Raw genomic sequence first — 13,951 nt, forward strand, 5'->3', positions numbered from 1 at the left:
GTGAATAGTGAATAGTGAATAGTGAATAGTGAATAGTGAATAGTGAATAGTGAATAGTGAATAGTGAATAGTGAATATTGAATATTGAATATTGAATAGTGAATAGTGAATAGTGAATAGTGAATAGTGAATAGTGAATAGTGAAGCAGGGTCTCTTTGTGGCCTATGGTCAAGCACGATTTTGACCATTCACTATTCACCACTTCACCATTCACCGCTTGATACACCTCATCACGACCCCTGCAGCGATGTCGCCAGACGGTCTGTCGACGGCCATGCGTCTGGCCACCTCGGCAAAACCGTCCTTCTGCCATGCGCGATAGGCGGTGTCGGAAAACAGCGCCTCCAACTGCCGCGCCAGATAGTGCGGTCGCACATATTCGTTGTAGCTTTCCGGCACGATCGGGCGGTCGGCGATGAGATTGGGCAAGGAGGCGCTCCATACGGTGACCAGGCGTTGGGCCATCCGCATGACCGGATCGAGCCGGTAGCAGGAGATCATCGGCACACCCGACAGCGCCAGTTCCAGCGACACCGTTCCCGATGCGATCAGCGCTGCGTCGGCCTTACCGAAGGCCTGCCATTTGCGCTCGGGATCAAGGATGATCTCCGGCTTCTCGTCCCAGCTTGCCACCGAAGCCCTGACCAGGTCGGCGACATGCGGCACCGTCGGCAACAGCAGGCGCAAGCGGTGTCCGCGAGCACGCAGGATCGAGATCGTCTTGCCGAACGGGCCGGCCAGCCGTCGCACCTCGCCGCGACGCGAGCCGGGCAGCACAAGCAGTGTCTTCACACGATCGTCGGACAGGTCGCGCGGCAGGCTTTGCGCCTTGGCGGCGCCGAGCACGCCCGGATCGTGGGTAAGGCGATGGCCGACATAGGTGCCGGTCGGACCGCCGAGGCGGGCGAGTTCCCTCACTTCGAAAGGCAGGATGCAGAGGATGTGGTCGACATACGGTTTCATCGCCACCGCCCTGCCCGGCCGCCATGCCCAGACGCTCGGGCAGACATAGTGGACGATCGGGATTGCCGGATCGGCGGCACGCACCTTTTTCGCCACGCGCAGCGAAAAATCCGGGCTGTCTATGGTGATGAGGCAGTCCGGCTTTTCATTGGCGACCGCACCGGCCGTCTGGCTGATCCGTCGTATCAGGCGCGGCAGATCGCGCAGGATGGCGCTCAATCCCATCAGCGCGATCTCGCCGCCGTCGAACAGCGGCGTGAGGCCGAGCGCCTGCAAATGCCGGCCGCCGATGCCGACGAGCCGGACCTCGCGGCCGGTCACGCGCTTGAGCGCCTCTACGATGTCGGCGCCAAGCAGGTCGCCGGATTCCTCGCCGGCGACGATGGCGATCTTCAGCGGTCGCTCAGTCGCCATGCACCGGCTCCGCAGCAGGCAGGCCGATCACGAACAGGCCGAGCGCGTTGGCGCGAGCGACGACTGTCGGGCCTTCGAGAACCAGCGAGCGGCCGGCTTCGACGGCAATGCCGGCAAGTCCGGCGGCATGCGCCGCCTCGATCGTCTGCGGGCCGATGGAGGGCAGATCGGCGCGCAACTCCTGGCCAGGCTTGGCGCATTTGACCAGGACGCCGCGCGTTCTGCCGGCCAGCCTGCCATGGCCGCGCAACTGCCGTGTTCGATCGAGCAATCCGTCGGTACCCTCGATGCCTTCCAGCGCGATGGCGCGGCCGCCGATCGCAACAGCCGCCTGGCCGATATCCAGCGCGCCGATGGCCATTGCCGCTGCGTGGGCCGCTTTGATGTCGCGCCAGTCGGATTTCCGCGGCGCTGCCTTGGTCAGCGCGCCTTCGGCGGCGACCAGTTCCGGCACGATCTCATGTGCGCCGACCACCTTGATGCCGCTGCGCTCGACCCTTCGCACGAACAGTTTCAACACGGTGTCGTCGCCTTGGGTTACGCCGACAAGAAGGCTGGGCACCCAGGCGAGCAGGCCGAAATTGAGGCGCATGGCGCTCAGCCTGGGGCGGCGTGTGATATGGCCAGCTGTCACCAAATGGGTAACATGACTATTTTTGAGCGTCGGCAGCAGTGAGCCGACATCCTCCAGCCTCAACGTCGCCTGCTCATAGGCGTCGAAGTCGGCTATCCGGTCGACCTCGCCCGCCACTATTACCACGAAGGGAGACTTGCCTTGCACAGCTAGCGCCCTGGCGACTTCGACCGGTAAACTGCCGCCGCCGGCAATGATGCCGACTTTGACGTCTGGCGCGAGATCAAGGCCCGTCCGGGTGCCCTCAATCTTCGTCATCTGCATCGTCGCCGCCGCCAGCCTTGAGCGACGGGACGGCATAGTGCCGCTTACCGCGACTGGCGATGAAATCGATGATCTTCATGGCGGTCGGTGACGAGGCGAATTCCGCCTTGGCGAACTCGATGTTTTCGCCGACGGTTCGGGAGCGATCGAAGATCGTCTTGTAGGCCTTGCGCAGCGTGTGGATCTCGGAGCGCGGCAGGCCGGCGCGCTTCAGGCCGATGATGTTGAGGCCGCGAAGGCTGGCGCGATTGCCGACGGCGATGGCGTAGGGAATGACATCGCCGACGAATGCCGAGCAACCGCCGAGAAAGGCGTTGTCGCCGACGCGGACAAACTGATGAACGGCGCTGAGACCACCGATATAGACGTTGTCGCCGATCTCGCAATGGCCGCCCAACGTCGCCTGATTGGCGAAGGTGGCGTTCTTGCCGACGATGCAGTCATGGGCGATGTGGGCGTAGGCAAGGAAGTTGCCGTTGTCACCGATCGTCGTCTCGCCGCGGCTGGAATCGGTGCCGAGGTGCATGGTCACGCCTTCGCGGATCGTGCAGTTCTCGCCGACGACCAGCGTGGTGCGGCCGCCCTTGTGCTTGGTATTCTGCGGCGGCGCGCCCAGTGTCGCCATCGGATACACCTTGGTCGACGCACCGATGGTGGTCGCGCCCATCACCGAGATGTGGCTGACCAGTTCGACGCGGTCGCCGAGCACCGCGTCGGCGCTGATGTGGCAGAACGGCCCGATGCGGACCCCTTCGCCGATTTTTGCGCCGGCCTCGATGACCGACGATGGATGGATGACTGTCTGGATTTTCATAAGCATTCGATCGTCAGTCGCTCGCGACCATCATCGCCGAGATCTCGGCTTCCGCGGCCTTGACGCCGTCGACGAGAGCCTCGCAGGCGAATTTGAGAAGGTTGCCGCGCTTCTTGATTTTCTTCACATGGATCTTCAACTGGTCGCCGGGAACGACCGGTTTACGGAATTTGGCGTTGTCGATGGTCAGGAAATAGACCAGCGACGGTTTTTCGGTGCCTAGGCTGCGAATGCAGATGGCGCCGGCCGTCTGCGCCATCGCCTCGACGATCAGCACGCCGGGCATGACCGGCTGATCCGGGAAATGACCTTGGAAATGCGGCTCGTTTATGGTCACGTTCTTGATGCCGGTGGCGGACTCGTCGCCATCGATATCGATGATGCGGTCGATCATCAGGAACGGATAGCGATGCGGCAGGAGCTTCATCAGCCCCAATATGTCGACCGCCTCGAGCGTTGTCGCCGCAACCATCTCAGCTCTTCCCTCCGTCGCCCGATTTGCGCGCCCTGGCCAGTCTTCGCAGAGCTGCGATCTCCCGCATGGCTTCCGCCATCGGCTGCGCCGGGTACCCTCCCCAAATCTCGCCTGCGGGGACGTTGCTCATGAACCCACTTCTTGCAGCAAGCTTGGCCCCTGTCCCTACCGTCAAGTGATCCGCAAGACCGACACCGCCACCCATGGTGACGTTGTCGCCCACCGTTACGGAACCGGAAATACCCGAAAGGCCGGCGATTATGCAATTGCGGCCGATGCGGACGTTATGAGCGATCTGGACCAGATTGTCGATCTTGGTGCCTTGACCGATAATCGTGTCGGACATGGCGCCGCGATCGACCGTGGTATTGGAGCCGATCTCGACGTCGTCCTGGATGACGACCCGGCCGATTTGCGGCACGCGCTCCGGACCCTTGGCGCCGGCCACGAAGCCAAAACCGTCCTGGCCGATGCGGGCGCCGCCATGAATGATGACGCGGTTGCCGATCAGCGCGTACTGGATGCTGGCGCCTGGGCCGACATAGCCGTCGCGGCCGAACTGGCAGGAGGGACCGATAACGGCATGAGGAGCAATGACGGTTCCGCTGCCGATAGAAGCGCGAGGGCCGATGATCGCGCCGGCCTCGACGATCGCGCCTGCCTCGACGCGCGCCGATGGATCGATATGGGCATGCGGCGAGATACCGGTTTCGCCGGTCATCGGCGCCGGTGTCGCAGCCGCCGGGAAAAGCAGGCGGCCGACCATCGCGAAAGCCTGTTGCGGGCGCGGATGGATCAGAACCGCGATACCCGCCGGCGCTTTGCCGGCAAATTCGGCGGGGCATAGAACCGCCGCTGCTCGCAGCGATTGCATCAGCGCGAAGTTGCGTCTGCCATCGACAAAGACAAGCGCGTGCTCGCCGCCTTCGCTTGCCGGCGCCAAGGCTTCGATCGATCTGTCGGAGAGGTCGGAATCGACAAGCACCGAGCCGGTCAGATTCGCGACTTCGCCAGCCGTATACCGGCGTGATGGCGCGAAGAACACCGGATCGGTCATTCCAGAAGCTATATCCAGCTAGCGCACGACCCCGAAAATCGGTATCGATTTTCGGAAAGGATAATGCGCAAAATCAAAGTCCTGCAGCGTCCTTTGCGCGTCCAGGAGGACACGCGGCGCCGTAGTGTCGAATTACTTTCTTCCGGACCGCTACGGCCCGGACGTATCGTTGCCCGCCGATCAGAACCGGGACGATATGCCGAAGTTGAATTCCTGCACGTCGTCGGTGTCCTCCTTGAGGACCGGGATCGCATAGTCGATGCGGATCGGGCCAAAAGGCGACGCCCACATCAAGCCGACGCCGGCCGAGGCACGCCATTCCATGCTGGTTGTCGATGGATCAACACCCGCCACATCGTTGCCATAAAGTGTCGCCGCATCGGCAAAGACCGCGCCGCGCAGGCCGAAGCTCTCCGGAATGATCGGCATCGGAAACTGAGCTTCCGCCGAGGCGTTGAAATAGGTGGTGCCGCCGAGATGGTCGTCAAAGCCCTGGTTGTCGACAGGACCGATGCCGCCATAGGCGAAGCCGCGGATCATGCGGTCGCTGCTCTGGAAATGATCGAAGATGCGCAGGTCGTCGTTGCCGAAGCCCTGGATATGGCCAGCCCCGCCCGAAATCAAACCAACCAGATCAAGCTGCTCCGACAACGTCTGATAGACGCTGCCGCGCGTTGTCACCTTGACGAATTTGGCGTCGCCGCCGAGGCCGGCGAATTCCGTGGTGACATTGGCGAAGATGCCTTCATGCGGGTTCTTCATGTCGTCGATGGTGTTGTAGACCAGGCCGAGACTGACCGACGACTTGAGCCACGGGCTTTCCGCAATGCCATTTAGGATAGCCGTAGAGACGGTGCAGCCAGGGAGATCGCAATCATCGTCGAGCTTGTACTTCTCCTGCGAGATATTATACGCCAGCTGCGTCGAGATGTCGTCGGTGATCGGCAGGCCGAAACGCACTGTCGCGCCTAGCGTCTCGCTCTTGTAGTCGTCGTATTCCCTGGTCCGGTTGAAGACATCGAAACCGGCGGCAATGCGCCGCCCGAGGAAATAGGGCTCGGTGAAGGAGAAGCTGTAGTCGCGCGAATTCTTGCCGCCGCCCGCCGAAAGCCTGATGAACTGGCCGCGTCCGAGGAAGTTGCGTTCGCTGATCGATCCTTCGATGGTCGGGCCTTCGGTGTCGCCACCGCTCGAATAGCCGGCGCCGACGGAGAACTCGCCGGTCGACTTCTCGACCACGTCGACCACCAGCACCACCTGGTCAGGCTCAGAGCCGGGCACGGTCGAAACCTCGACTTTCTCAAAAAAATCGAGCGCTTCCAGCCGTTTCTTCGCGCGCTGGATGAGAACCTGGTTGAATGCATCGCCCTCACTCACGTCGAATTCTCGGCGAATGACATAGTCGCGTGTCCGGTCGTTGCCGCGGATCTCGATGCGCTCGACATAGGCCTTGGTGCCCTGGTCGATCGTATAGACCACTGAAATGGTGTGGTTCTCGAAATTGCGGTCGCCGCGCGGCGTCACCTGGGCGAAGGGATAGCCGGAACCGGCGACCCTCTCGGTCAACGCAATGATGGTGTCTTCGACGTTCTCGGCGTTGTAGACATCGCCCTTGTGGGTTTCGACCACCGACTGCAGCGATGCGCCGTCGACTTCGGGAATCGTGCTCTCGACGCTGATGTCGCCGAAGGTGTAGCGCTCGCCCTCCTGCACGGTGATGGTCACCGTGTATTTATTGGTGGTTTCGTCGAGCTCGCCGACCGCGGAAATCACCTGGAAATCGGCATAGCCGTGATTGTAATAAAAACGGCGCAGCAATTCCTGGTCGGCGTTGAGCTTGTCTTCGTCATAGACGTCGTCGCGCAGCACGAACGAAAGGATGGTCGAGCGCTTGGTCGAAATGACATCGGACAGGCGACGGCTCGAGTAGGCGCTGTTGCCGACAAAATTGATCGCGGCGATCTGTGTGCGGCCGCCTTCGTTGATGTTGAACACCACGTTCACGCGGTTGTCGCCGAGATCCATGATCTGGGTGGTCACGGCGGCGTCGTCGCGGCCGATACGCCTGTAGGCGGCCTTGACCGCCTCGACATCGGCATCGAGCGCCTGCTGCGAGAACGTTCCACGCGGCTTCAACTGGACCGCGGCCGTCAGCGCGTTGTCCTTGAGCTTCTTGTTGCCCTGGAACAGCACCTGGTTCACGACCTGATATTCGGAAACCTTGATGACCAGCGTCGAACCGACCTGGTTGATCTGGACGTCCGAGAACAGCCCGGTGCCGAACAGCGCCTTGACCGCCTCGTCTATATCGGCGCTGGAAAACGGCCTGCCGGGCTTGATCGTGACGTAGTTGCGGATCGTCTCGGCGTCGACACGCTGATTGCCGCTGACTTCAACTCTTGAAACAACAGCGGCCTCGGCCGCCGATGTGGCAACGAACTGCACTGCGAGCGCACCTGGTACGACCAGGGCGGCGGACAGGGCCACCGCGGACGCGGCGCTCAGAAACTTGGATGCTGCCTTCATCGGGCTTTTGTACCTTTTCTCGAAGTCCCCACGGCGAGAAAACCGGACGTGCGGTAATTTCCCCTACCGTATTAACCGGATTTTCCCTACACGCAAGGCTCCTGGTTAATTTGTATTTACTTAACCCAATCGCGTGGCTTTCGCGTCACGCATATCCCCACGCATGGTAAACGGCGTCTCAACATTGGCTGTGCTGAAGCCAAATTTCTTCATGATTTCAGCATCCAAACAGGTCGTTCCAGAAAACGAACCCCATGAAGCCCAAGACGAGAAGCAGGCCAGCCCTGTAGCCCAACTCCATCATCCGTTCCGACACCGGTCGCCGAATGATGGCCTCCACGCCATAGAACAGGAGATGGCCGCCGTCGAGCGGAGGAATCGGCAAAAGGTTCAGAATACCGATCCCGACCGACAGCAGGGCGACAAGTTGCACAAGCCAGTCGAAGCCGAGTTTTGCCGCCTGCCCCGACATCTTTGCGATCTTGATTGGGCCGCCCAGCTGGCATTTGTCTTCGCGACCGACAACGAAACGCTGCAGGAACTGACCGGTGCGCTGAATGATGTATCCGGTCTCCTCGACCGCCGCCCCTACCGCTCCGACCGGGCTGTAAGTGATCAGCCTGGGCTGGCCGAATTCCTGGTTGTTGACGACGCCGATCACCGCCACCTTGACCTTGTTGCCCAGCCCGTCTTGCTGCTCCATCAATTCCGGCGTCGCCGTAACGGTGATCTCCTTGCCGTCGCGCAGCATGACGAAGGTGATGGGGTCGCCACCGCGGCCCGAGACCCGGCGCTGGACGTCGGCGAAGGTCTGGACCTTGCTGCCGTCGACGCTGACGAAGCGGTCTCCGGGCAGGATGCCGGCCCTGGCCGCTGGGCTGCCCGCGGTGACTTCAGCCACCATTGGCTCCAGCACGGGCCGGCCATAGGCGGAAAACAGCACCGCGAAGACGGCGATCGTCAGCAGAAAATTGAACAGCGGGCCAGCCACCACAGTTGCCGCGCGCTTCCAGACCGGCTGCGTGTGAAAAGCGATCTTGCGTTCGGCAGCCGTCAGCGTTTCGATCTCCTCCGAACTGGGCTGGCTCGAGGTGGCATTCATGTCGCCGACGAATTTGACGTAGCCGCCGAGTGGAATGGCGCAGAGTTTCCAGCGCGTGCCATGGCTGTCATTAAAGCCGAAGAGTTCCGGGCCGAAGCCGATCGAAAAGACCTTCACGCCGATGCCGCACCAGCGGCCGACGAGATAATGGCCCATCTCGTGAACGAACACGACGACGGTCAGCACGAACAGGAAAGGCACCAGCGTGCCGAGGACAAAGCCCTCCGTGCTGAAAACCGCGTGAAGAATCTCGTTCAATTCATGTCCTCAAAATTCGTCCGCAGCACGGTGGTACCGCGACTGTGGCATCAATCCAGGCGAATCCATGGCGCATCCTGCGCAGGTCAAGAAACCAGGCCCGGAATCGATGCCGATCAAGCTGGAAACAGCCCCTGTGCCGGATGGTCGGCGGTCGCCGAAATCCAGCCGATGACGTACAGGGCGAAAGCCGCCGCGACAAGCCCGTCGACTCGGTCCATGACGCCGCCATGGCCCGGTATCAGCGTGCCCGAATCCTTGCGGTTGTGGCGTCGCTTCACCCATGATTCGAAAAGGTCGCCGGCCTGGGAGACGAGCGAAAGCACCAGCGCGACGACGCCGAGCACTGCGAGATTGCCGGCTCCGGCCGCAGCGGCCAGAAGCAGCCCGGCAACCACGCCGCCGACGGCGCCGCCGAGCGCACCGCTCTGCGTCTTGCCGGGTGAGATCGACGGCGCCAGCTTCGGCCCGCCGACAGCGCGGCCGACGAAATAAGCTGCTATGTCGGTCGCCCAAACCACCGCGAACAGAAAGAGAATGGCGACGAGGCCCGAATGGTCGCCGTCGCGCAAAAGAGCAAGTGACAGTCCGGAAATGGCGGCATAGGCAAGGCCGGACGCGTCCCACTGTCCAGTTTGATGCATCGAAGTCTGGTGCATCGAAGCCACGACCACGGTGACAACGACCATCACCGCCACAAGAAGCAGCAGCCAAGACGCCGGCAGGCCGGCGACCAAGGCGCCGACGAAAACCAGAAGCAGTGCTTCCGGCAGAAGACCAAGACCCGTGGCGGCGACCGGGCGGCACATTCGCGTCCATTCGTAGAAGATCAGGATCGTCATGGCGGCGCAAAGCATTCGGAAGGGCAGTCCGCCTAGCCAGGTCAGGCCGAGCGTGACGATCGCAAGCACGACGGCAGAAATAACGCGAAGCTGGAGGTTGCTCATCCCTTGGCTGTCACGGCGACGCCTTCAGCGCTAAGCCCGCCGAAACGGCGCTCGCGACCGGCAAAGTCGCGCAATGCGTCAGCCAAATGCTCGCGGCTGAAATCGGGCCAGTAGCAAGGCAGGAAGACAAGTTCGCTGTAAGCCGCTTGCCACAGAAGGAAATTCGACAGCCTGAGCTCACCGCTGGTGCGGATGACCAGTTCCGGATCCGGAATACCCTGGGTGTCGAGAGAGCCGGCAAAGGATTCGGCCGTAATCGCCTCGCTGTCGAGCTCGCCGCGCGCCACCGCAGAGGCAAGCTTGCGCGCGGTGCGCACGATCTCGTCGCGTCCGCCATAGTTGAAAGCGATGACCAGGGTCAGCGCTTCGTTGCGGACGGTCAGCGTTTCGGCCTCTTCAAGCAGGCTCCTGATGTCAGGTTGTAGCCCTGCCCTGTCGCCGATGATCCTGACCCGCACGCCATTTTGGTGCAGTTCGGCGAGGTCGCGGCGGATGAAGATTTTCAACAGGCTCATCAGGTCGCTGACTTCGGACTTCGGCCGCGACCAGTTTTCCGACGAGAAGGCGTAGACGGTGAGGAACGAGATGCCAAGGCCAGGAGCGGCGCGCACCGTGTTGCGCAGCGCCTCGACGCCGGCACGATGCCCAGCAAGCCGTGGCAAGCCACGCGCCTTGGCCCAGCGTCCGTTTCCGTCCATGATGATTGCGACATGCGCGGGGCTTGTCATGTTCTCGCTTTCGAGCCAGCAGTGGCCAGACCCTAAACCTGCATGATTTCAGCTTCCTTATCGGAAAGCAGATGGTCGATGGTGCCGATCATCTCGTCGGTGAGCTTCTGGACCTGGTCGGACCGCTTGCGATGATCGTCCTCGCTGATATCGCCGTCCTTTTCCGCCTTTTTGAGGAATTCCATGCCGTCCCGGCGCACGTGGCGCACGGCGATGCGCGCATTCTCGGCATAACCATGCGAGATCTTGACCAACTCCTTGCGGCGCTGTTCGTTGAGCTCGGGCAGCGGAATCCTGAGATTGGTGCCGTCGACGATCGGATTGAAGCCGAGATTGGATTCACGGATGGCGCGATCGACCGCACCGACCATCGACTTGTCCCAGACCGAAACCGAAATCATGCGCGGCTCCGGCACCGACACGTTTGCCACCTGGTTGATCGGCATGGTGGTGCCGTAGGCCTGCACCTGGATCGCGTCGAGCAGGTTGCTCGAAGCGCGGCCGGTCCGCAGCGAAGCCAGATCGTGCTTGAACGCAGCGATCGCCCCGTCCATGCGCCGTTTGAGATCATCGTATTCGCCACTCATTATCGTCTCCTCGACCCGTTAGCCGGATTCACTTCAGGGTAACCCGTATTCAAGCCTCGATCCGAAAACCGGTTCCCGTTTTTCGCCTACGGAAAACCTTCGGTTCGGCATCGGGCTCCCGATCAGTCGTCCGTGACGACCGTGCAACGTCCGCCGCCCCTCAGAATATCACCGAAACCACCCTTCTCGTGGATCGAATAGACGATTATCGGGATGTTGTTTTCGCGCGCAAGTGCAATCGCGGCCGTATCCATGATCGAAAGACCGCGTTTTATGACTTCGCCATGGCTGATGCGCTCGAAGCGGGTCGCATGCGGGTCCTTCTTGGGATCGGCGGAATAGACGCCATCGACCTGGGTGCCCTTGAACAGCGCGTCGGCGCCGATTTCCGCCGCGCGCAGCGCCGCGGCCGAATCGGTGGTGAAGAACGGATTGCCGGTGCCGCCGGCAAAGATGACGACCTTGCCCTGGTTCATGTAGGCGGTCGCCTGGCGCTGCGAAAAGCTCTCGCAAAGCTCAGGCATGGCGATTGCAGACAGCACCACCGCGTCGACCCCGATCTTGTTCAGCGAGGTGCGCAGCGCCAGCGAGTTGATGACGGTGGCGAGCATGCCCATGTGGTCGCCGGTGACGCGATCTCCGCCCTTGGAGGCAACGGCGACGCCACGAAAGATGTTGCCGCCGCCAATGACAACCCCAACCTCGATGCCAAGGGTGCGGGCCTCGGCGATGTCGGCGGCGATGCGATCGACCACCGACACGTCGATGCCGAAATGCTGCTCACCCATCAGCGCTTCGCCCGACGCTTTCAGCAAGACACGTCGGTAGAGGGGCTTCACCGTCATCTGGTCCTCATCATTATGCGTGTGACGCGCCGGGGCGGCTTCCCGCGCAGGCGCTGCCCCGAAACATTTGGCGTTCCGATACACGAAGGGCGCTGCGATGTCACGCGGCGCCGAAACCGGCAAACGCTCTTCCAGCCATTGGCTTACACCGGCAAATGCAACTTGTGCGTGCAGATCCTTGCATGAGCAGATCCGGGCATGAGCAGATAGCCAACCGGCCTGTCGCCTACGCCTGGCCTTCACCGATACCGCGCAAGAAATCGGCCGGGCATCCTCGCGGACACCCGGCCGTAAAGTCTTTCAGAAAGATAGAGTGCGTTTTACTTCTTGACCGCCGCCGCGACTTCCGCCGCAAAATCGGTCTCGTCCTTCTCGATGCCCTCGCCGAGCGCGAAGCGCAGATAGGCAGTGATCTTGGCCGGTGCGCCGATTTCCTTCTCGGCATCCTGCAGCGCCTTCTCGACGGTGATGTCGGGATTGAGCACGAAAGCCTGCTTGAGCAGCACGACCTCTTCGTAGAACTTGCGCAGGCGGCCCTCGACCATCTTCTCGATAATCGCTTCCGGCTTGCCGGACTGGCGCGCCTGGTCGGCGAAGATCGCCTTCTCGCGCTCGACCGCCGCCGGGTCGAGTTCTTCCGCGGTCAGCGCCATCGGGTTGGTGGCGGCGACATGCATGGCGACCTGACGCGCAAAGGCATTGGCGGCCTGCGCGTTGCCTGACGTCTCGATGGCGACCAGCACGCCGAGCTTGCCAAGGCCGTCGGCAACCGCATTGTGGACGTAGGTTGCGACGGCGCCCTGCTCGACGGTGAGCTTCGCCGAACGGCGGAAGCCAAGATTCTCGCCAATGGTGCCGACAGCGTCCTTGATGGTGTCGGCAACCGACTTGTCGGAACCGGGATACGGGGCAGCCGCGACGGCCTCGGTCTTGCCGCCATAGGCGAGCGCCACCTTGGCGACATTGGCGACGATCTCCTGGAAGGCAGCGTTGCGGGCAACGAAATCGGTCTCGGAATTGACCTCGACGACCGCCGCCTCACGCACGCCGGAATCGACGCCGATGAGCCCTTCGGCCGCGGTACGGCCGGCCTTCTTGTCGGCCTTGGAGATGCCCTTCTTGCGCAGCCAGTCGACGGCCTCTTCCATGTTGCCGTTGGTCTCGTTCAACGCCATCTTGCAGTCCATCATGCCCGCGCCGGTCAAGTCGCGGAGTTCTTTGACCTGTGCAGCCGAAATGCTCATTGTCGCCTCTTCGTTTAAAATGCACCGACGCACCACCGGTCCTCGATGATGCGCCTGGCGCCAGCGCTCAGCGCGCCAAAATATGAGAAAGATGAAGGCCGAAACCGGCCTTCGCTGTTACGCTTCCGGTGTCTGGGCGGCCGGTGTCTCGGCGGCCGGCGTCGGCTCGAGTGCCGGCTCGATCGGAGCCTCGGCCAAAGCGCCGACGTCGACACCAAGCGCGCCCTGCTGGCGAGCAATGCCGTCAATTGCAGCCTTGGCGATCAGATCACAATAGAGCTGGATGGCGCGGGCCGCGTCGTCATTGCCCGGAATCGGGAAATCGATCTTGTCCGGGTCGCAGTTGGAATCGATGATGGCGACGACCGGGATGCCGAGACGCTTGGCCTCGAGGATGGCGATCGCTTCCTTGTTGGTGTCGATCACGAACATTAGGTCTGGCGTCGAGCCCATGTCCTTAATGCCGCCCAGCGCCTTGTCGAGCTTCTCGCGCTCGCGGTCGAGGTTGAGGCGCTCCTTTTTGGTGAGCCCCTGGGCCTCGCCAGCCAGCATCTCGTCAAGCTTGCGCAGGCGCTGGATTGAGTTCGAGATCGTCTTCCAGTTGGTCATCATGCCGCCGAGCCAGCGGGAGTTGACATAGTACTGGGCCGAGCGCTGTGCGGCGTCGGCGACGATGTCGGACGCCTGGCGCTTGGTGCCGACGAACAGCACGCGGCCACCCTTGGCGACGGTGTCGGAAACCTGCTTCAGCGCCTGGTGCAGCAGCGGCACCGTCTGGGAGAGGTCGATGATGTGGATGTTGTTGCGGGCGCCATAGATATAGGGCGCCATCTTCGGGTTCCAGCGGTGGGTCTGGTGGCCGAAGTGAATGCCAGCTTCCAAAAGCTGGCGCATGCTGAAATCAGGCAGAGCCATTGTTATGTCCTTTTCCGGTTAGCCTCCACGGACACAGGCATTTCTGGACTTTGTCCTCGAACGCCACCGGAGGTTTCAGCCGGATTTCTCCCGGGCAGACACCAAAGTCCGTGTGTGGAATGAGCGCGCATATAGAGGGGATGCGCGGCAAACGCAAGCGCTGCGGTGTCTTGCGGC

The 13,951-nt window shown here is 61.9% G+C and carries 13 protein-coding genes; all 13 read right to left on the minus strand.

Features of this window, described 5'->3' with window-relative positions:
* Positions 1 to 211 precede the first annotated feature (211 nt).
* Positions 212 to 1,378: a lipid-A-disaccharide synthase gene (gene lpxB, locus AC0L2K_RS07065; RefSeq protein WP_128168157.1), complete on the minus strand. Its 1,167-nt coding sequence runs from the start codon at positions 1,376 to 1,378 to the stop codon at positions 212 to 214.
* Complete coding sequence (locus AC0L2K_RS07070; protein ID WP_128168156.1) at positions 1,368 to 2,270, minus strand: LpxI family protein; 903 nt, start codon at positions 2,268 to 2,270, stop codon at positions 1,368 to 1,370. Before AC0L2K_RS07070 ends, lpxB begins: the two co-directional genes overlap by 11 nt.
* Entirely contained in the window at positions 2,257 to 3,090 is an 834-nt protein-coding gene (gene lpxA, locus AC0L2K_RS07075; protein ID WP_023801229.1) for an acyl-ACP--UDP-N-acetylglucosamine O-acyltransferase, read from the minus strand. The genes AC0L2K_RS07070 and lpxA overlap by 14 nt, the downstream gene beginning before the upstream one ends.
* A gap of 13 nt (positions 3,091 to 3,103) precedes the next feature.
* Complete coding sequence (gene fabZ / locus AC0L2K_RS07080; protein ID WP_023801228.1) at positions 3,104 to 3,562, minus strand: 3-hydroxyacyl-ACP dehydratase FabZ; 459 nt, start codon at positions 3,560 to 3,562, stop codon at positions 3,104 to 3,106.
* Position 3,563: 1 nt separating this feature from the next.
* Positions 3,564 to 4,622 (minus strand): UDP-3-O-(3-hydroxymyristoyl)glucosamine N-acyltransferase, encoded by a 1,059-nt coding sequence (gene lpxD, locus AC0L2K_RS07085; RefSeq protein WP_023801227.1) that lies wholly within the window; start codon positions 4,620 to 4,622, stop codon positions 3,564 to 3,566.
* A 180-nt stretch (positions 4,623 to 4,802) separates the two neighbouring features.
* Positions 4,803 to 7,148, minus strand: a complete 2,346-nt coding sequence (bamA, locus tag AC0L2K_RS07090) for an outer membrane protein assembly factor BamA (RefSeq protein WP_128244897.1) — start codon at positions 7,146 to 7,148, stop codon at positions 4,803 to 4,805.
* 217 nt (positions 7,149 to 7,365) lie between these two features.
* Positions 7,366 to 8,508 carry an RIP metalloprotease RseP gene (gene rseP, locus AC0L2K_RS07095; RefSeq protein WP_287062507.1) on the minus strand — a complete coding sequence of 381 codons (1,143 nt, stop codon included), beginning with the start codon at positions 8,506 to 8,508 and terminating at the stop codon, positions 7,366 to 7,368.
* Between the two features lie 116 nt (positions 8,509 to 8,624).
* Complete coding sequence (locus AC0L2K_RS07100; RefSeq protein ID WP_128244896.1) at positions 8,625 to 9,455, minus strand: phosphatidate cytidylyltransferase; 831 nt, start codon at positions 9,453 to 9,455, stop codon at positions 8,625 to 8,627.
* Positions 9,452 to 10,183 (minus strand): isoprenyl transferase, encoded by a 732-nt coding sequence (locus AC0L2K_RS07105; protein WP_473530984.1) that lies wholly within the window; start codon positions 10,181 to 10,183, stop codon positions 9,452 to 9,454. The genes AC0L2K_RS07100 and AC0L2K_RS07105 overlap by 4 nt, the downstream gene beginning before the upstream one ends.
* A 32-nt stretch (positions 10,184 to 10,215) precedes the next feature.
* Positions 10,216 to 10,770 (minus strand): ribosome recycling factor, encoded by a 555-nt coding sequence (gene frr, locus AC0L2K_RS07110; RefSeq protein ID WP_077384157.1) that lies wholly within the window; start codon positions 10,768 to 10,770, stop codon positions 10,216 to 10,218.
* A 122-nt stretch (positions 10,771 to 10,892) separates the two neighbouring features.
* Complete coding sequence (gene pyrH / locus AC0L2K_RS07115; protein ID WP_023801221.1) at positions 10,893 to 11,615, minus strand: UMP kinase; 723 nt, start codon at positions 11,613 to 11,615, stop codon at positions 10,893 to 10,895.
* 320 nt (positions 11,616 to 11,935) lie between these two features.
* Complete coding sequence (gene tsf, locus AC0L2K_RS07120) at positions 11,936 to 12,859, minus strand: translation elongation factor Ts (protein WP_023801220.1); 924 nt, start codon at positions 12,857 to 12,859, stop codon at positions 11,936 to 11,938.
* A gap of 117 nt (positions 12,860 to 12,976) precedes the next feature.
* The gene (gene rpsB, locus AC0L2K_RS07125; RefSeq protein WP_027151898.1) at positions 12,977 to 13,774 is read right to left on the minus strand and encodes a 30S ribosomal protein S2; all 798 of its coding nucleotides are present in this window, start codon (positions 13,772 to 13,774) and stop codon (positions 12,977 to 12,979) included.
* Positions 13,775 to 13,951: the final 177 nt, after the last annotated feature.

The sequence above is a fragment of the Mesorhizobium sp. WSM4817 genome, assembly GCF_055811135.1.